At 59.9% G+C, this 17,955-nt stretch carries 17 protein-coding genes; 1 reads left to right on the top strand and 16 read right to left on the bottom strand.

Annotated elements, in window-relative coordinates; genetic code table 11:
- Positions 1-44: 44 nt before the first annotated feature.
- The 16 genes from astA to pilM all read right to left on the bottom strand — a co-directional run bounded on the left by astA (position 45) and on the right by pilM (position 15,255).
- The gene (gene astA / locus AB5Y48_RS13615) at positions 45-1,064 is read right to left on the bottom strand and encodes an arginine N-succinyltransferase (RefSeq protein WP_050667314.1); all 1,020 of its coding nucleotides are present in this window, start codon (positions 1,062-1,064) and stop codon (positions 45-47) included.
- A 77-nt stretch (positions 1,065-1,141) separates the two neighbouring features.
- The gene (locus AB5Y48_RS13610; protein ID WP_050667313.1) at positions 1,142-2,353 is read right to left on the bottom strand and encodes an aspartate aminotransferase family protein; all 1,212 of its coding nucleotides are present in this window, start codon (positions 2,351-2,353) and stop codon (positions 1,142-1,144) included.
- Between the two features lie 276 nt (positions 2,354-2,629).
- A complete protein-coding gene (locus AB5Y48_RS13605) occupies positions 2,630-3,214 on the bottom strand; it encodes an aminodeoxychorismate/anthranilate synthase component II (RefSeq protein WP_136612820.1) in 585 nt (194 codons plus the stop codon).
- A gap of 154 nt (positions 3,215-3,368) precedes the next feature.
- Positions 3,369-3,584, bottom strand: coding sequence for a hypothetical protein (locus AB5Y48_RS13600; protein WP_050667311.1), 216 nt, complete (start codon positions 3,582-3,584; stop codon positions 3,369-3,371).
- Between the two features lie 130 nt (positions 3,585-3,714).
- Complete coding sequence (gene trpS / locus AB5Y48_RS13595) at positions 3,715-4,719, bottom strand: tryptophan--tRNA ligase (RefSeq protein ID WP_050667310.1); 1,005 nt, start codon at positions 4,717-4,719, stop codon at positions 3,715-3,717.
- An 18-nt stretch (positions 4,720-4,737) separates the two neighbouring features.
- Positions 4,738-5,409: a phosphoglycolate phosphatase gene (locus AB5Y48_RS13590; protein ID WP_050667309.1), complete on the bottom strand. Its 672-nt coding sequence runs from the start codon at positions 5,407-5,409 to the stop codon at positions 4,738-4,740.
- Complete coding sequence (rpe, locus tag AB5Y48_RS13585; RefSeq protein ID WP_050667308.1) at positions 5,396-6,070, bottom strand: ribulose-phosphate 3-epimerase; 675 nt, start codon at positions 6,068-6,070, stop codon at positions 5,396-5,398. The genes AB5Y48_RS13590 and rpe overlap by 14 nt, the downstream gene beginning before the upstream one ends.
- 75 nt (positions 6,071-6,145) lie before the next feature.
- The gene (locus AB5Y48_RS13580) at positions 6,146-7,024 is read right to left on the bottom strand and encodes a Dam family site-specific DNA-(adenine-N6)-methyltransferase (protein WP_136612817.1); all 879 of its coding nucleotides are present in this window, start codon (positions 7,022-7,024) and stop codon (positions 6,146-6,148) included.
- A gap of 59 nt (positions 7,025-7,083) precedes the next feature.
- Positions 7,084-8,529, bottom strand: coding sequence for an SPOR domain-containing protein (locus tag AB5Y48_RS13575; protein ID WP_224162381.1), 1,446 nt, complete (start codon positions 8,527-8,529; stop codon positions 7,084-7,086).
- A gap of 46 nt (positions 8,530-8,575) precedes the next feature.
- Entirely contained in the window at positions 8,576-9,655 is a 1,080-nt protein-coding gene (aroB, locus tag AB5Y48_RS13570; protein WP_050667305.1) for a 3-dehydroquinate synthase, read from the bottom strand.
- A 13-nt stretch (positions 9,656-9,668) separates the two neighbouring features.
- Positions 9,669-10,187 carry a shikimate kinase AroK gene (gene aroK, locus AB5Y48_RS13565; protein WP_050667304.1) on the bottom strand — a complete coding sequence of 173 codons (519 nt, stop codon included), beginning with the start codon at positions 10,185-10,187 and terminating at the stop codon, positions 9,669-9,671.
- 191 nt (positions 10,188-10,378) lie between these two features.
- A complete protein-coding gene (locus AB5Y48_RS13560) occupies positions 10,379-12,505 on the bottom strand; it encodes a type IV pilus secretin PilQ (RefSeq protein WP_060583988.1) in 2,127 nt (708 codons plus the stop codon).
- A gap of 20 nt (positions 12,506-12,525) precedes the next feature.
- Entirely contained in the window at positions 12,526-13,050 is a 525-nt protein-coding gene (locus tag AB5Y48_RS13555) for a pilus assembly protein PilP (protein ID WP_050667302.1), read from the bottom strand.
- Complete coding sequence (tapO, locus tag AB5Y48_RS13550) at positions 13,047-13,643, bottom strand: PilO family type IV pilus biogenesis protein TapO (protein WP_050667301.1); 597 nt, start codon at positions 13,641-13,643, stop codon at positions 13,047-13,049. Before tapO ends, AB5Y48_RS13555 begins: the two co-directional genes overlap by 4 nt.
- On the bottom strand, positions 13,640-14,206 hold the full coding sequence (locus AB5Y48_RS13545) for a PilN domain-containing protein (RefSeq protein ID WP_050667300.1): 567 nt from the start codon (positions 14,204-14,206) through the stop codon (positions 13,640-13,642). Before AB5Y48_RS13545 ends, tapO begins: the two co-directional genes overlap by 4 nt.
- Positions 14,194-15,255 carry a type IV pilus assembly protein PilM gene (gene pilM, locus AB5Y48_RS13540; RefSeq protein ID WP_060583983.1) on the bottom strand — a complete coding sequence of 354 codons (1,062 nt, stop codon included), beginning with the start codon at positions 15,253-15,255 and terminating at the stop codon, positions 14,194-14,196. Before pilM ends, AB5Y48_RS13545 begins: the two co-directional genes overlap by 13 nt.
- 227 nt (positions 15,256-15,482) lie before the next feature.
- Here pilM and AB5Y48_RS13535 point away from each other — a divergent pair, with 227 nt between their 5' ends.
- The gene (locus tag AB5Y48_RS13535) at positions 15,483-17,942 is read left to right on the top strand and encodes a penicillin-binding protein 1A (protein ID WP_050667298.1); all 2,460 of its coding nucleotides are present in this window, start codon (positions 15,483-15,485) and stop codon (positions 17,940-17,942) included.
- The last annotated feature ends 13 nt before the right edge of the window (positions 17,943-17,955 follow it).

The following is a 17,955-nucleotide window of genomic DNA, read 5'->3' as shown; positions in this document are numbered from 1 at the left end:
CAGCGGGCTGCGCCCGTCACGCCGGACCTTGGCCCGGCAAATCATCAGTCGAGTTCGACTACCCGCACCAGATCCCCGTCCTGCACCTTGAGGGCCGCCGCCATCTTGGGCGGGATGATGGCCTCATGAGTGTCGGGATTGATGCTGATGTTGCCGTAGCAGGCCCGATATTGGCTGAAGCGGGAGTTGCAGATGAGGAAATTCTGCCCACCCACCGGATCGCCGACCTGAACCGCCAGGCGGCGGCTGCGCCGCACGCTGCGAATGTTCTGCAGCTCGCACTCCACGGCGGGGCCCGCGTCGAAGATGTCCACATAACCGCGGTTCACAAAACCCTCGTCGTGCAGCATCTTGATGGCCGGACGGGTCTTGTCATGGGTCTTGCCGATGACGGCTCGGGCCGCATCCGAGAGCAGGTTCACATAGATGGGGTACTTGGGCATCAGCTCGGCGATGAAGCGCTTCTTGCCGATACCGGTCAGGTAGTCCACGGTCGGGAAGTCGAGGGAGAAGAAGTGGGTCTGCAACCACTCATAGAAGGGGCTGTGCCCCTCTTCATCGGAGACACCGCGCATCTCGGCAAAGACGGTGTTGTCGAACAGCTCCTGATGCTCCGCCATAAAGAGGAAGCGATGCTTGGAGAGCAGGCGTCCGTTTTGCCCCTCACGGGCACACTCGCGCAGAAACAGGGTACAGAGCTCGGTGCTGCCGGTGTAATCATTGGAAAGGGTCAGGGTCTCGACCACGTTGTAGATGCCGAGCTTGGGCGAGGAGTGGACCACCTTGCCGATGTGGTAGTTGTAGAAGGGCTGGGAGAGCCCGACGGCGGCATCGATGGCGCAGGTGCCCACCATCTCGCCGGTCTCGAGATCCTCGGCCACGAAGAAGTAGAGGCAATCTCCCTTGCCTGCCGGCTTGTCGGAGAAGGTCTGCATGGACGCGTCTATCTTGCGTTGCAGCAGCTCATCGTTGACCGGCAGCGAGGTCATGCCGGTGCCGGATTCGATGGCACAGGTCTTGAGGCCCGCAAAATCTTTCTGCTCTATGGGGCGAATAACCAACATGAATGACAACTCCCTTGATTGACGACAGGCGGGGTTCCCGGCTCCTGCCAGGAGACGCTCCCCGCCTCAATACAGGATTAGGCGCCGACCACCTGGGCGACCGCCTTCTCGAAGCGGGCCAGACCCTCTTTGATATCCGCTTCGGGGATGATCAGGGAGGGGGTGAAACGCACCACGTTGGTCCCGGCCACCAGCGCCATCAGCCCCTGGTCGATGGAGGCCAGCAGGAAGTCGCGGGAGCGCCCCTTGTAATCCTCGTTCAACACGGCACCGAGCAGCAGGCCCTGGCCGCGAACTTCGCTGAAGCAGTGGTACCTGGCGTTGATCGCCTCCAGGCCCTCACGGATCAACTGCTCGCGCTGCTTCACGCCGTTTAGTACCTCGGGGGTGTTGACCACGTCGATCACCGCCTCGGCCACGGCACAGGCCAGCGGGTTGCCACCATAGGTAGAGCCGTGAGTACCGACCTTGAGGTGGGCGGCGATGGCGGAGGTCGTCAGCATGGCACCGATCGGGAAGCCGCCACCGAGCGCCTTGGCACTGGTCAGGATGTCCGGGGTGATACCGAGGCCCATGTAGGCGTAGAGGTGACCGGTACGGCCCACACCAGACTGCACCTCGTCAAACACCAGCAGGGCATTGTGTTTGTCACACAGGGCACGCACGCCCTTGGCAAACTCATCGGTCGGGCTGATGATGCCACCTTCCCCTTGCAGCGGCTCCATGACCACGGCGCAGGTGTTGTCGGAGATGACCGCCTCGAGCGCCGCCAGATCGTTGTAGGCCACATGGGTGATGTCACCGGGCTTCGGACCGAAGCCGTCGGAATAAGCCGCCTGGCCACCGACGCTCACGGTGAAGAAGGTGCGACCATGGAAACCCTGATGGAAGGCGATGATCTGGGTCTTGTGCTCGCCAAACTGTTCGATGGCATAACGACGGGCCAGCTTGAGGGCGGCCTCGTTGGCCTCGGCACCCGAGTTACAGAAGTAGACCTTCTCGGCGAAGGTGGCATCGACCAGCTTGCGAGCCAGACGCAGGGCCGGCTCGTTGGTCATGACGTTGGAGAGGTGCCAGAGCTGCTCACCCTGGTGCCTGAGGGCCTCCACCAGCTTGGGGTGGCAGTGGCCTAGACCGTTGACCGCGATACCGCCGGCGAAGTCGATGTACTCACGCCCCTCTTGATCCCAGACACGGGAGCCAACACCACGCACCGGGATGATCTTGGCCGGGGCATAGTTGGGTACCATCACTTCATCGAACTGATCACGTGTCACTTGCACTGACATAGCTTGCTCCTTGTGATCGGCGCTCAGAATATTTGACCGCCGAAAAGTTAAATCCGTGTAAACACGACCGGATTATCACAAAAAAAAAGAAAAAAGTCTGCAACCTGCCGTACTTGGGCAAACAATGTTCGACAAGGCATGAGAAAATAGGCGGGCCTATTGCATAACGGAGCAGCCATGCTTGGCAAGCCCCAATATGGCGGGAGTTGTGGGTGAATAAATTATCAGGAGTGAAAAAGCAAATCGGCTGTCGGATTTGCGAAGAAAATCACAAAATCAGCGGGATGGACGGACAAAATTGGCCAACAGATCGAGTCCCTGCTGGCTGAGGATGCTCTCCGGATGGAACTGAACCCCCTCAATGTTAAGAGATTGATGCCGAAGGCCCATGATCTCGTCGGGTCGCCCCTCCTCATCCAGGCTCCAGGCAGTGACCGCCAGGGCATCGGGCAGGGAGTCCCACTCCACCACCAGCGAATGGTAACGGGTCACGGTCAGCGGATCGGCGAGCCCGCGAAACACCCCCTCCCCCGTGTGCCGGATGGATGACGTCTTGCCGTGCATCACCCGGCGGGCACGCACCACCCGGGCCCCAAACACCTGGGCCAGGGATTGATGACCCAGGCAGACTCCCAGGATCGGTAACTGACCGGCAAAGTGGCGAATGGCCTCGAGGGAGATCCCGGCCTCGTTGGGGGTACAGGGACCGGGGGAGATGACCAGCTGATCCGGTGCCAGTGCGGCAATCCCTTCCAACGTGATCTCATCGTTGCGACGCACCACGACCTCACTGCCCAGCGCCCCGAAATATTGCACCAGGTTCCAGGTAAAGGAGTCGTAATTATCGATCAGCAGCAACATAGAAAACCGCAAACAGTCAGATCAGAAACGGGGCCGGTCAGGCGGGGGCACATTCTGGCATGGTTCACCGACGTAATAAATGGCGCCGCCGGGATGTGCCATCACCCGAGCGGCTCAACACGGAAAGAAGACGATACGCGGTCGGTGAAAGAGATTAGCGATCCAGCAGGCGTCCCTGCTCCAGCTCCCGCTCCCGCTGGCACTCGGCCAGGTAGATGGCCGCCGCTACCGAAGGCATGGTGTGATGTCTGTCGATGGCGTTGGAAACCATCAGCTGCAGGGTATTGAGATTCTTTGCCTTGCGGAACTTGCGGAGCCAGTGCCCCTTGTCTTCCAGTTCGGTCATGGGTATTTCGGCGTGGGCGGTCATGCTTTCTCAACGAGTTTCTGAGGTATAGAGGAAGGCCCGGAATACGAGCCACTGAGGACAATTGTTATCGATGAAAACAAAGAAAGCCAGGTCGATACCCGGCTCTCTTCTACTACACCTTCCCAGTATGTCAGGCTCGAGGAACGAAGCCGATTACATCATATACCCTGGCGAGGGTTTTTTCAGCCCTTTCGCGTGCCTTTTGTGCACCTTCCGCCAAAATGGAGAGCAGCAGCGCCTCATCCTGGCGCAACTCGTTGAAACGGGCCTGCATCGGCTCGAGCATGGCCACCACGGCATCGGCACACTCACCCTTGAGGTGGCCGTACATCTTGCCGTCGAAATGCTCGACCAGCTCGGGGATGGAGCGACCGGTGGCACCCGACATCAGGGTCAGCAGGTTGGAGACACCAGGCTTGTTCTCCACATCGAAACGCACCACGGGCGGATTGTCGGAGTCGGTGACCGCGCGCTTGATCTTCTTGGCGATCTGCTTGGGGTCCTCCAGCAGACCGATGAAGTTGGCCTCGTTGTCGTCGGACTTGGACATCTTCTTGGTGGGGTCCTGCAGGCTCATCACCCGGGCACCTTCGGTCGGGATAAAGGGATCCGGCATGGTGAAGACCTCGCCATAGAGATTGTTGAAGCGATAGGCGATGTCGCGGGTCAACTCCAGATGCTGCTTCTGATCGTTGCCGACCGGCACCTGGTTGGCCTGGTAGAGCAGGATGTCGGCGGCCATCAGCACCGGATAACCGAACAGCCCGACGTTGACATTGTTTTCGAAACGGGCCGACTTGTCCTTGAACTGGGTCATCCGCGACAGCTCGCCCATCTGGGTATAGCAGTTGAGGACCCAGCCCAGCTCAGCATGTTGGGGAACATGGGACTGGATAAAGACGGTGCTCTTCTTGGGATCGATGCCCACCGCCAGATAGAGGGCTGCCGCATCCAGACACGCCTTGCGCAGGGCCAGGGGATCCTGGCGTACGGTGACCGCATGCATATCGACGATGCAGTAGAGGCAGTCGTAGTCATCCTGCATGTTGACCCACTGACGCAAGGCTCCCATGTAGTTGCCGATAGTCAGTTGGCCGGAGGGCTGGGCGCCACTCAGTACGATTGGTTTAGCCATAGAGTGTGAGTTCCTTTATTAACCGGGCAGGATCGTGTCCAGCCCGGAAAAGTGTTCAAAGACCCAATCGGGTTGTGAGTCGGCGATGGGACGCCCGTAGTTATAGCCATAAGTGAGCCCCACAACCCGCATACCGGCCGCCTTGGCAGCCAGCACATCGTTCTCGGAGTCGCCTACCATCAGGGTGCGCGCCGGAGAGAGTTGCAACTCGTGGCAGGCGTGCAGCAGGGGGGCGGGATGGGGCTTCTTCTCGGGCAGACAGTTACCACCGAGCCAGAGAGAGAAATAGCCTGCTATCCCCAGTGCCTCGAGGATCGGCTGCACGAAGGCGGTTGGCTTGTTGGTCACCACAGCCAGACGATACCCCGCCGTCGCCAATCGTGCCAGGGTGGCGGCCACCCCCTCATACATCTCGAGCCCCTCCAGCAGGCAGGCCTGATAGTAGCGACCAAAGGCCGGACGAGCGGTCGCAAACAGCGCCTCCCCGGCTCCGGCATGGGCCAGGGCGCGCTGCACCAGCGTATCGGCACCATTACCGACCCAGGTGCGTACTACCGCCTCGGGCACCTCGTCAAAACCGCACTCTCGCAGCATCTGGTTCACCGCCAACGCCAACTGGGGAACGCTGTCGATCAGGGTGCCATCGAGATCAAACAGCACCAGGTCGAAGGGATGCTCAACGACGGACATGAGCCAGCTCCGCGCGCATCTGATCGATCACCGCCTTGTAGTCGGGTTTGCCGAAGATGGCGGAGCCCGCCACGAACATGTCTGCACCGGCCTCGGCGATCTCGCGAATGTTCTCGACCTTGACCCCGCCGTCGATCTCGAGGCGGATGTCGCGCCCGCTCTCGTCGATCAGGCGGCGCACCTGGCGCAGCTTGTCGAGCGTGCCGGGGATGAAACTCTGACCACCGAAGCCCGGATTGACCGACATCAGCAGGATCACGTCCAGCTTGTCCATCACGTATTCGAGGCAGGAGAGAGAGGTCGCGGGGTTGAGAACCAGGCCAGCCTGGCAACCCAGCTCCTTGATGAGGCCGAGGGAGCGATCCAGATGCTCGGAGGCTTCCGGGTGGAAGGTGATGAGAGAGGCACCGGCCTTGGCGAAGTCGGGAATGATGCGATCGACCGGCTTGACCATCAGATGCACGTCGATGGGCGCCTCGATACCGTAGCCACGCAGGGCCTCACACACCATGGGACCAATGGTCAGGTTGGGCACATAGTGGTTGTCCATTACATCGAAGTGAACCACATCGGCACCGGCGGCCAGCACCTTGGCCACGTCCTCACCCAGACGGGCAAAGTCGGCAGAGAGGATCGAGGGTGCAATCAGAAAGTCTTTCATCGGCATCATCCATTGGCTGCGGGGCAAAAAAGCGGCGCAATTTTACCGCAAAGCCAGGACAGAGACGAGGCCGAATCACACCCGAGTGGCGGGCTCGATGTGGGGCTCTTCGGGATACCATCCCTGCTCGGGAGAGATGCCGGGCAGATAGAGGGCCAGCAGTTCGGCCACCTTGTTGCGTCCCCCGCCGTTACGGCTGATGGTGCGCTTGACCTGCACCTCGTCGAGGCGAGCACCACGGTAGAGCTCTCGGGTCAGCTCGATGTCGTGGTTGCTGATAAGCACGGGGACCCCCTTCTCGGCCGCCGTGTGCCTGGCCACCCGGGCCAGCACGGCCTGATCGTCCAGGGTAAAGCCGCTGGCCGCATAGCTGGTGAAGCTGGCGGTGGTAGAGAGGGGCGCATAGGGAGGATCACAGTAGATGACCCAGTCCGACTCGGCACGGGCCATGGCATCCACATAACTCTCGCAGATGAAGGTGGCACGCTGGGCCTTTTCGGCAAACAGCCAGAGCTCTTTTTCCGGAAAGTAGGGCTTCTTGTAGGATCCGAAGGGAACGTTGAACCCCCCCTTCTTGTTGTAGCGGCAGAGGCCGTTGAAGCCATGCCGGTTCAGGTAGAGAAACAGTTGGGCCCGCTCCAGACTGTCGCTCGCCTGGTTAAACTGGGTGCGAAGACGGTAGTAGGCTGCCTTGTTGTTGAACTCGGGGTCAAACCAGCGCCGCGCCTCAGCGATCAAGCGGTCAGGAGAGTGCTTGAGGTGGTTGTAGAAGTCGATGAGGTCAGGATTGATGTCGTTGAGCACATACTCTTCGAAGTCTGTGTTCAGAAACACGGAGCCGGCGCCAACAAAGGGCTCCAGCAACACACGCCCCTCGGGCAGCCGCTCGGCAATCTCTTCGATCAGGGAGAACTTGCCCCCGGCCCATTTCAGGAAGGCGCGTGTTTTTTTCATGAAGTTCCGGTGAGTGGAGTGAGGCCCGAAAGGGGGCGAAGTTTACCCCCTTTTCCGCGCTATTTCTTCAATTCTTTCTTCACCTGGGCAAATGACTTGGGCCAGGGCTGCTCCTTGAGCAGAGGAGGCGGCAACTGGCGAATGGCGGCACGGGCCTGTTCCAGAGTGGCATAATCCCCTTTCAGCACCACGTACCAGGGGTTACCACGGAACTGGGTCTGGTAGACCCAAACCTGACCGGCCAACTTGTGGGTGCCCACAAACTCTTCGACCGCCTTCATGTTGCTGGCCCCCATCAGCTGGACGCTGAAGTGGTTGCTGCGTTTCTGGTTGAGAGTCTTGGCCGGGGTCAGGCTGACAGTCTGCCGCTCGGGAACGGGTTTGACCTCGGGGGCCGGCTTGACCACGGCGGCGGGTTTGGCGGGAGCCTGGGGCTCGCCAATCACCTGCTTGCCCGGCACCACGGCTTGCTGTACCTCGGTGGGCAGCGCGCCGCTGACCGGCTTGTCCTTCATCAGCTGTTGCACCACCTCATCGGCGATGACCACACGGCGCCCTTCGTAATTCTGACTCTCTGTGGTCAGGGTATCGCCCTTGACCTGCTCGGGCAGGGCAGCCTTTTCCGACTTCCACTCCTGGACGACGGGAGCCGATCCCGTGGGGGTCGCCGGAGTGTCAGGCTGACTCGGATCCGTAGAGACAGGCCCGGTCGGTACCGGTGGCGGCAGGGTACCGGAGACGCTCTCGACCTTGGGGGCGTCGGCAGCGCCCCCCATGAAGGCAGGGACCAGATAGGTCAGGCCCAACAAGACGAGGGCGGTAGCGGCCAGCCCGATGGCCGCCTTGCGGATCGGAAAGGGCTCGGGACGCTTGCGTGGACGACGATCACTCATCAAATCCTCCAGAGACATCATGATGGTGGCGGGATGACCCTTGGCCGCGGCCAGGATCTCGACCACCTTCTCTTTGGTCAACAGCAGAGAGGGCACCTTGAGTTGGTTGCCCTTCTCGTAGAGAAAAATCTTTTGCTCGGGAGCCGTCAGTGGTGCCAGCTCAACCTCCAGAGCTGGCAGCGCCCGCCCCTTGAGCAGAGGACGGTGCTGACGAGCCCACTGCTCATCGGCGGTGAGCAGGATGGCAAGACGGTGAGGCCGTGGCAAGGCATCGTTGGCCAGCATCAGTGCCCACAATTCGGCCAACAGCTCCCGTGGCAACCTGTCCACCCCGTCGATCAGGATCACCAGTTGCTGCCTTAGTCCCTGCGCCATGCGCAAGAAACTGTCGGCAAGGGCATCCGCGGGATTAAACAGGGGAGAGGGAACCATCTGACGCAACAAGGCCTCTCGCACCTGCTCCATCTTCATGGTCTTGGTCGGGATCAGGGTCACCGGACGCAGGGTATCGGGTAACTGCCCGAGGAGTTGCTCGAAGAGGGTCGAGCGGCCCGAACCAGGCCGCCCGGAGAGCAGGACAAAGGGAGTGTCAAACTCGATGAGGTGCAACATGCGGTCAACCAGCTGACGCTGGCTCGGCAGTTGCAGCTGTTTGATGTCAGCCACGCGCTTGCTCTATGACCTGAGCCAGCTGTGCTTCGGTGACATGGGCGACCACTTCGGCCTTGCCAATGCCACGGGGCAGCACCAGGCGCAGCGTGCCATTGAGCACCTTCTTGTCTCGCCGCATGTGGGCGATGAAGGCGGAGAAGTCCATCTCTGCGGGGGCGTGAACCGGCAGGCGTGCCGCCAGCAGCAGGCGACGGATCCGCTCACGCTCGGCGTCGCTCATCATGCCACACAGAACAGCGGTGTCGGCCGCCAGCATGGTACCGGCAGCCACGGCCTCACCGTGCAACCAGTTGCCATACCCCATCTCGGCCTCGATGGCATGGCCGAAGGTGTGACCCAGGTTGAGCAGGGCACGCACGCCGGACTCTGTCTCGTCCTCGGCCACCACCTCTGCCTTGATGGCACAGCAACGCAGAATGGCCTGAGTCAGCGCCTCTTCATCGAGCTGCTGCAGACGCGCCATATTTTGCTCGAGCCAGACGAAGAAATCGCTGTCCCAAATGATCCCGTACTTGATCACCTCGGCCATGCCGGCGGCAAACTCACGCTCGGGCAAGGTGGCCAGACAGTCGATATCGATGATCACCGACTTGGGCTGGTAGAAGGCACCGATCATGTTCTTGCCGAGGGGGTGATTGACGGCCGTCTTGCCGCCCACCGAGGAGTCGACCTGAGAGAGCAGAGTGGTCGGAATCTGGATGAAGGGCACTCCCCGCTGATAACAGGCGGCGGCAAACCCGACCAGATCACCTATCACACCACCACCGAGGGCAATGAGGGTCGTATCCCGGCCGTGATTGCCCTCGAGCAGGGCGCTCATCACCGTCTCAAAGGTAGAAAGGCTCTTATGAGCCTCGCCATCAGGAAGGACCAGGGTATCGACCCGGTAGTCACCAAGTTGGGCCAACAGGGTCTCGAGGTAGAGGGGAGCCACCGTCTCGTTGGTGACCACCATGACGCGCTGGCCCTTGATCACCTGGCGATAACGCTCGGGTTGACGCAACAGACCTGCTCCAATCTCGATGGGATAGGAGCGCTCACCCAATTCTACGACCAACCTTTCCATGGTCCTCTCCGTGTTACATGCCAATCAGCTTGACGATTTGGTTGGCGACCACCTTGGCACTCTGCTCATCGGTGTGCACGACAAAATCGGCCACCTCTTCGTAGAGGGGGTTACGCTCCCCGGCCAGACGCTCGAGCACCTCACGGGGCGGCTCTGCGGTCTGCAGCAGGGGGCGACGCTTGTCACGCTGGGTGCGTGCAAGCTGCTTCTCGATGGTGGTCTCCAGATAGACAACGATACCGCGGGCGGAGAGGCGATTGCGAGTCTCGCGGCTCTTGATGGCACCACCACCGGTCGCCAGCACGATACCCTGCATCTCGGAGAGTTCGCCGATGACGCGTTCTTCACGCACCCGGAAACCCTCTTCCCCTTCGACATCAAAGACCCAGCTGATGTCGGCACCACTGCGGCGCTCGATTTCCTGATCGGAGTCGAAAAACTCCATATGCAGCTGCTCAGCCAGATGTCTGCCAATGGTGCTCTTGCCCGCACCCATGGGCCCTACCAGGAAAATATTGCGTTTCTCAGCCATGTTTTTTCGTTTGTTCTTTCACTGTGTTAGATCCCGGAAAAGAGACTCCGGGATGCCGGTGAACCTCATCTTGCGATGGATCAGACGGGGAATTATCTCAATTGAAAGGGGGGCTGGCAACCGGCCAACCCAACGCCCCGACCGCTTTGGGGCGTTAGGTTATATGTGTTTTGTCAGTCGCTGTAAAGCGCTTAGAGGTCGTCGGTGACGATTCTCGGGGTCACAAAGATGAGCAATTCACGCTTCTTGTTTTCACTGATGGTCTTCTTGAAGAGTATCCCCAGACCCGGGATATCCCCCAGCAGTGGCACCTTGCTCACATCGTTCTTGATGGTTTGCTGATAGATGCCACCCAGCACCAGCGTCTCGCCATTATCCACCAGCACCTGGGTGGTGATGGACTGGGCATTGATGGAAACAGCATCCCCCGTCCCGGTGGGCACCGTCTCCCCCTTGGTATCCTGGGTCACGGTCAGATCCAGGATCACCCGGTTATCCGGCGTGATCTGTGGCGTGACCTTGAGGCTTAACACCGCCTTCTTGAAGGTCACCGAGGTGGCGCCGCTGGAGGAGGACTCCACATAGGGGATCTCGGTCCCCTGCTCGATCAACGCCGGCTTCTGGTTGGCCGTGGTGACACGCGGACTGGCGATGATCTCGGCCTTGCTCTCTTTCTCGAGGGCCGACAGCTCCAGATCAAGCAGGGTTCCATCGGCCAGACGTGCCACCTGGAAGGCAATGGTCCCCGCCGCATTGGCCACCGGCAGATTGACGTTGAGCCTGTCTTCAATGCCAGGCCGGGTGATCAGACTGGAGCCGTTATCGTTGCCTGCACCGTCGATCCCCTGAATGTGACCAGAGGTGCCATTACCATGACCATCCGTCTTGGTGACCCCCCAACGCACCCCCAGCGCTTCGTCGAAACCATCATCGATGGTCACCATGCGCGCCTCGATCACCACCTGACGCACCGGAATGTCGAGCATCTCCAGCATCCGCTTGACGTTGTCGATCACCGCAGCGGTATCCTTGATGACCAGCAGGTTGGTGCGCTCATCGACACTCACCGCCCCCCGGCTGGAGAGCAGCTTGGTGCTCTCTGACGAGAGCAGGCTCGCCACCTCGGCCGCCTTGGCGTAGTTGATCTGCAAGAATTCAGTCTCTAGCGGAGCCAACTCGGCCACCTGATTACGGCTCTCCATCTGCTGTTTCTCCCGGGCCGCAATCTCGTCGGCCGGAGCCACCAGCAGTATGTTGTTGTCCAGTCGCTTGTCGAGCCCCTTCACCTTGAGGATCACATCCAGCGCCTGCTCCCAGGGGACCCCGTCCAGGCGCAGAGTGATATTGCCTGCCACCGAATCCGTGGTCACCAGGTTGAAGTGATTGAAGTCGGCAATGATTTGCAGCACAGTCCGGACTGGAATGTTTTGAAAGTTCAATGAGATGGGCTTGCCTGCATACTGCCTGGTCGCACCCCCTGCCTTCTTGTTCACCTGGATGATGAACAGATTCTCGGCCTGATCGTAGCGGTAGTCGTAACTGCCGTTGACGGTCAGCTCAAACAGGGTATCCCGCCCCTGACGAAAGGCCTCAACCTGGGTAACCGGAGTCGCAAAGTCTCGAACATTCATGATGTTGAGCCACTCATCCGGCAGCCGGGTGCCGAAAAATTTGGCCTTGACCTTCTGCCCCTGGGCACTGATATCGATAGCCGCCGAGCTGTTGTCCAGCCGCACCAAAAACTCGCCTCGCCCATCCTTGCCACGGCGGAAATCGAGGTTGCGTACCGCATTGAAATAATCCCCGGTGGCCTGTCCAGCACTCTTGCTCATCACAGGACGAGGCGGCGTCGTAGTCAATCCCGAAGTGGCGGAACTCAGACCCGAAGCGGCAGTGGGGGTCATGGCCGGACTGGTCCGCAACGGGGCATTGGCCTCATTACCCAAGGCAATCAACAGGGAACTGCCTTGCTGGTTGATTTGGTAGGGCATCAGCTCATCGAGGCCGACCCGCACATCGAGCCCGGACCCCTTGGACTCGACTTTTACCTCACCCACCCCCTGCTGACGAATGGGCAAGGGGTTGGTCTGCAGGGCTCCGACCGCGCCTGGAATGTGCATCCAGAGCTGATCGGGTTGATAGGCCAAGCGATCGGTGAAACCGGAGACGGGTTCACTGAACTTGAGTTCGAGCACCAGCCGTCCAGACATCAGGGGATTAACCCTTACCTCCTGCAGGGTGGCCACCGCCCATGCCCCTTGGCATACCAGAGCCAACAGCGCCACACCTGTCCTGACAAACCTCACTGTCCCTTTCATAACTGTCCCTGCTTATGATTCTAATTGGTGCCTGCCATTGCCAGCCGGGTATCCCTCGTCACCCAGCACCCCTTGCCATCCGGTACCGTTTCAATCAGATCCACTGCGCGCCGGCTGATCCGTATCACGCGCCCATTGTTCAATCCCATATGCTGATCCAGCCCGACCCTGACCACCTGTCCATCCGGCGTGGTAATCAGGGCCCACAACTGACCCTTGAGGCCTACGGACCCTGTCATGGCAAGGTTCTCCAAACCATACTGTTCGAGCATCTCCTTGGCTCTCTCCTGCTCCTCACGGCGACACTCGGGTTTGACTTCAGCCACAGCACTCCCCTGCTCCGGCTGGGGCTGGATAAAGGGGCTTCGTTCATCACCCGCCTGATAGGTCATGGGAACAAACGGCTTGACCTCAGGAAGAGGTTCAATAGGTGCAGGTGGCCTGGCTCGAACCTCGGCGATATAACCCTCGACATCGCTGACCCCGTCACACCCCGTCAGGAGAGCACCAAGAAGAAACAAACTGACCCCCCGGCCACTGTTCATGGTTTCTTCTCCTCTACCTTGCCGTTATAGCGATATGTCTTGGCCAACATGCTCATGGCAATACCATCCCCCTCCTTGCTGCCGGTCAGGGTGAAGGTGTCGAGAATGACGATGCGGGGCAGCGCAGCCAATCCCGCCGTAAAGCGACCCAGTTGATGGTAGTCACCCTCCACCTCGATGCGCATGGGCAATTCCGTGGAGAACTCTCTCACCACCTCGGGTTCCCAGTTGATGCGATTAAGCTTCAACCCGTTGTCGGTCGCAATAAAACTGATGTCATCGAGCAGACCGGCGACCTCATTGGTGTTGGGCAATTGCTTGAGTTGGGTATCGATCATCTTCACCAGCTCGGCCATTTGCTGCTTGTAGGCGGGCAGGCTGGCGGCCAACTGAGCCTTGCCTTCAAACTGGCTCTTGAGATCCACCTCCTGAGCCTGCACCTGTTTGAGTGAGTCTATCGAGAGCGAGATGACGTAGTAGTAGAGCGCCCCCCCCAGCAGGCCACAGAAGAAGAGGATCAAGACCCCTTTGGCCAACCGGGGCCAGTTACCGATATCGTTAAAGTCGAGTTCATTGAGCTGCTGCAGATTCATTGTGGCGCTCCCGTCATCGCCTGCCCGCCCTGCACCATAAACAGCAGGGAGAACTGGCTGAGGGCCACCGGACCACTATCGGTGGCAAAAATGGAGTTCATCTGTGACTGCCCAAGCCATCCAGAGCCATCGATGCGCCGCATCATGTTGGCCACCCGTCCATAGGCCTCGGTCTTGCCGGTGACATCAATCTTGGCCCCCTGAAGTTGCAGAGAGGCAAGATAGACTCCATTTGGCACCATTTCTGGCAACTGGTCAAACACCCGTACCGGCAGATTGCGTCGCTCCTGTAGCCCCTCAATCAGCTTCATACGAGCAATCAAGGCCTGACGCTCCTCCTTGAGTTTGGCGATCTCGGCCAGCTGGATGTCGAGTAGCCCGATCTCGGTCTGGATCCGTTGGTTGCGGGCCTGTTGAATCTCGACTTGCTTCATCACCAGCCAATTGGCCAGCAACCCCAGTGATGCGGTCACCCCCAGGCAAATCGCCAGAACCAGGCCAAATTGTTTCTTCTTTCGCTGGCTGAGAGCCTCTCGCCAGGGCAACAGGTTTATATTTGACATGGGGTAAAACTCCGCAGAGCCAGGCCGAATGCGGTCATGTAACGAGCCCCATGACCGAGTTCCTTGATCTGCTGGCTGCCAAACTCGGCAAAGGGATCGGGGTGAAGGACCTCAATTTCTAGTTCTCGGGCAAGATAGGCAGGTAGCCCGGCGACCAGACTGGCCCCACCGGTGAGGACCAGATCCGAAATATCGCGAAATCCGGAGGAGCTGCAAAAGAGCTGGGTGTTACGCTTGATATGTTGCAACAGGGTCGCCAGATGGGGTTCTGTCACATCCTGATCATGGCCAGCCGGCAGATTACGGGTCAGTTTTGCCTGCTCCGCTTCCTCGAGGGTCATCCCATAGAAGGAGGAGAGGGCCTGGGTATATTGGTCACCGCCGAAGTTTTGCAGACGTGAATAGATGACCTCTCCTCTCACCATGGTCGCGAACGTGAGTGCGCTGGCCCCTATGTCGACAATTGCTGTCGCCTTGTTGCTCTCGATCAGTTGGGGATAACAGGCGACCACGGCGCGCCCCAGGGCATGGGCCCCCACATCCATTACCTTGGTAACAAAACCGGCCTCGGCCAGGGCGCTGACCCGGCCGCTGATACTCTCGGTGCGGGCGGCACTGAGCAAGACCTCCTGGCGCTCGGGATCATTGCTGCTCAACCCGAGCACCTCGTAGTCGAGGCTGATTTCATCGAGGGGGAAGGGGATGAGTTGTTCGGCCTCCTGCATTACCTGGGCGTTAAACTCTGCATCGCTCAGGCCTGCATCGAGCAGCAGCACCTTGCTGATCACATTGGAGCCGGTAACCGCAGTGGCGGCAAACTGTCCCGCCGTAGGCAGGCTCCTTCTCAGCCCCTTGAGGACATGCCCGACCTTCTCGATATCCTGCAACTGATAGTCGACCAGCACGCCTTTGGGCATGGCGCCATCGGCCGCTCCCTCTATGACGAACTTGCCGGAACGCCCCGTCAGCATGACCCCTTTGACGGTGTGTGTTCCGAAATCGACCCCCAGCATGGGCACCAAGGATCCTTCCCTGAAGAGTGCAATCATAAGGCTGCCACATCCATGTCTATTGATTTTTCAGTCTATTCCATGATTCCCGGATTGGACAGACTGAACAAGATTAAGCCGTATCAAACCCCAATGAGCCTCACAAAAGCACAGGCGAAACCATCAAACACCACTGCCGCCACAGGGGAAAAACGTCGATTTCGCCCCCCCAAAACGGCTATACTCTGCGCCCGTTGGCCAAATTTAAGACGATCGGTAGTAACTCCATGTTGAAATGGCTTGTGCGCCTGCTCTTTGCCGGAATGTTATGCGCTGCTCTCGGGGCAGCCTCCTTGCTCGGCATCTACTTCTACATCAAACCCCAGCTGCCCGATGTCAGCTCGCTCAAGGATGTCCAGCTGGCCACCCCGATGCGGGTCTATAGCCGCGATGGCGAGCTTATCTCCCAGTATGGTGAAGTGCGCCGTATCCCGCTCAAACTGAGCGAGATCCCCCAACCGATGATCGATGCCGTGCTGGCAACCGAGGATGCCCGCTTCTATGAGCACCCTGGGATCGACCCCATCGGGATACTGCGGGCGGCCTTGGCTGTCGCTGCCTCAGGCCATGCCAGCCAGGGGGCCAGTACCATCACCCAGCAGGTGGCCCGTAACTTCTTCCTCTCCAATGAGAAGACCATCATTCGCAAGGTCAAGGAGATCTTCCTGGCCTGGCGCATCGAGCAGAGCCTCACCAAAGATGAGATCCTCGAGCTCTACCTCAACAAGATTCCTCTCGGTTATCGCGCCTTCGGGGTCGGTGCGGCCGCCCAGGTCTATTTTGGCAAGCAGGTCTCCGAATTAAGCCTGGACCAGATCGCCATCATAGCGGGCCTGCCCAAGGCTCCCTCCCTGCTCAACCCGATCCGCTCGCCCCAGCGCGCCTTCGACCGCCGCAACGTGGTGCTTGGTCGTATGCTCGATACCGGCAAGATCACCCAGGCCCAGTTTGACGAGTACTCCCAGAAACCCGTGGTAGCCCGCTATCACGGGGCAGAGCTGACCCTCTACGCCCCCTATCTGGGGGAGATGGTACGCCAGAAGATGGTGGAGCAATTTGGTGAAGACGCCTACACCATGGGCCTGCATATCTACACCACGGTCGACGCCAAGCGTCAGCAAGCGGCCAGGGATGCCCTGCTCACCGGTCTGTTTGACTATGACATGCGCCACGGTTATCGGGGTGCCGAGAAGCAGCTCTGGCAACATGGTGAGACCGCTTGGGAATATCAGCAGATCACCGACTACCTGGCCAAACAGCCCAGCTATACCCCGCTTATTCCGGCCGTGGTGACCGAGGTCGGCGAGCGCAATGTTCAGGTGATCCTCAAGTTTGGCAAGCAGGGCGAACTGGACTGGAACGCCATGAAGTGGGCCCGCCCCTTCATCAACGACTCGCGCATGGGGCCTGCTCCGCGCACAGCCCGCGATATTCTCAAGGTCGGTGCCCAGATTTGGGTCAGAGAGCAGGGCGAACGCCTCATTCTCGGCCAGATCCCCGACGCCAACGCCGCCCTGGTGGCACTGAATCCCCACGACGGGGCGGTCGAAGGACTGGTTGGCGGCTTCAGCTTCGAGCTCTCCAAGTTCAACCGGGTTGAGCAGGCTCGTCGCCAGATTGGCTCCAACATCAAGCCCTTCCTCTACGCGACGGCGCTGGAGCAGGGTTATACCCTGGCCTCACTCATCAACGATGCCCCCATCAACCAGTGGGATCCCTCTTCCGGCAAGGCATGGCAGCCGAAAAACTCGCCGCCCGTCTATGAGGGACCGCTGCCGCTGCGCATGGGCCTGGCCAAGTCGAAGAACGTCATGTCGGTACGTCTGCTGCGCGCCATCGGCATCAACACCTTCGTCGATGGCCTCTCCCGTTTCGGTTTCCCGCGGGATCAGCTCGCCCCCTATGAGCCGCTGGCACTGGGCGCAGCCGAATTCACGCCGCTGGAAGTGGTTCGGGGTTACGCCGCCTTTGCCAATGGCGGTCATCTGGTGACCCCCTACTTCATCCAGAAGGTGGTCGACAACAATGGCAACTCTCTGTTCGAGGCCAAGCCCACCGTCGCCTGTGCCGACTGCCCCATGGCCGCGAGCAGCCCCGTCCCCGTTGAAGGCGACCAGGCACCCCAGGTTGTGGGTCAACCGGCCCAATGCGTCCAGGGCGATCAGCCCTGTGCTCCCCAGGCCATCAGCCCACAGAGCGCCTTCCTCATTGCCGATACCCTCAAGACTGCCATCTGGGGTGGCAACGGCTGGCGTGGCACCGGCTGGCGTGCCGCCGTCGAGCTCAAGCGCCACGACATTGCAGGCAAGACCGGCACCACCAACGAGGCGCGCGACCTCTGGTTCTCCGGCTTTACCCCCGGCATGGTGGCCACGGCCTGGATCGGCTTTGACAACCACCAGCGCTCGCTGGGTGCCGGAGCCTTCGGTGGCAACACGGCCCAACCCATCTGGATCGACTTTATGAAGGTCGCGCTGAAGGGCATGCCGGAGCAGGAGTACATCAAGCCGGCCGATATCGTCTCTCTCTCGATAGACAACGAGACTGGACTGCTCGGCCACGGTGGCGCCGGTAGCCATAACGAGTACTTCAAACAGGGCACAGAGCCCACCCGCTATGCCGAGCCGGCGGGGGGCAGCGATCCCTTCGACGGTGGAGAGAGTATCTCCACGGATGACATCTTCTGATAAGGAAGAAACA

This window comes from Aeromonas sp. R6-2 (assembly GCF_040908155.1).
In the GTDB taxonomy this organism is placed as follows: domain Bacteria; phylum Pseudomonadota; class Gammaproteobacteria; order Enterobacterales; family Aeromonadaceae; genus Aeromonas; species Aeromonas schubertii.
Note: the sequence above shows the minus strand (reverse complement) of the source record. Positions and strands in the feature narration are given on the sequence as shown.

Coding starts and splice junctions, on each gene's coding strand:
- astA (WP_050667314.1), bottom strand. CDS start 1,064: ATGTTGGTTATTCGCCCCATAGAGCAGAAAGATTTTGCGGGCCTCAAG.
- AB5Y48_RS13610 (WP_050667313.1), bottom strand. CDS start 2,353: ATGTCAGTGCAAGTGACACGTGATCAGTTCGATGAAGTGATGGTACCC.
- AB5Y48_RS13605 (WP_136612820.1), bottom strand. CDS start 3,214: ATGTTGCTGCTGATCGATAATTACGACTCCTTTACCTGGAACCTGGTG.
- AB5Y48_RS13600 (WP_050667311.1), bottom strand. CDS start 3,584: ATGACCGCCCACGCCGAAATACCCATGACCGAACTGGAAGACAAGGGG.
- trpS (WP_050667310.1), bottom strand. CDS start 4,719: ATGGCTAAACCAATCGTACTGAGTGGCGCCCAGCCCTCCGGCCAACTG.
- AB5Y48_RS13590 (WP_050667309.1), bottom strand. CDS start 5,409: ATGTCCGTCGTTGAGCATCCCTTCGACCTGGTGCTGTTTGATCTCGAT.
- rpe (WP_050667308.1), bottom strand. CDS start 6,070: ATGAAAGACTTTCTGATTGCACCCTCGATCCTCTCTGCCGACTTTGCC.
- AB5Y48_RS13580 (WP_136612817.1), bottom strand. CDS start 7,024: ATGAAAAAAACACGCGCCTTCCTGAAATGGGCCGGGGGCAAGTTCTCC.
- AB5Y48_RS13575 (WP_224162381.1), bottom strand. CDS start 8,529: ATGTTGCACCTCATCGAGTTTGACACTCCCTTTGTCCTGCTCTCCGGG.
- aroB (WP_050667305.1), bottom strand. CDS start 9,655: ATGGAAAGGTTGGTCGTAGAATTGGGTGAGCGCTCCTATCCCATCGAG.
- aroK (WP_050667304.1), bottom strand. CDS start 10,187: ATGGCTGAGAAACGCAATATTTTCCTGGTAGGGCCCATGGGTGCGGGC.
- AB5Y48_RS13560 (WP_060583988.1), bottom strand. CDS start 12,505: ATGAAAGGGACAGTGAGGTTTGTCAGGACAGGTGTGGCGCTGTTGGCT.
- AB5Y48_RS13555 (WP_050667302.1), bottom strand. CDS start 13,050: ATGAACAGTGGCCGGGGGGTCAGTTTGTTTCTTCTTGGTGCTCTCCTG.
- tapO (WP_050667301.1), bottom strand. CDS start 13,643: ATGAATCTGCAGCAGCTCAATGAACTCGACTTTAACGATATCGGTAAC.
- AB5Y48_RS13545 (WP_050667300.1), bottom strand. CDS start 14,206: ATGTCAAATATAAACCTGTTGCCCTGGCGAGAGGCTCTCAGCCAGCGA.
- pilM (WP_060583983.1), bottom strand. CDS start 15,255: ATGATTGCACTCTTCAGGGAAGGATCCTTGGTGCCCATGCTGGGGGTC.
- AB5Y48_RS13535 (WP_050667298.1), top strand. CDS start 15,483: ATGTTGAAATGGCTTGTGCGCCTGCTCTTTGCCGGAATGTTATGCGCT.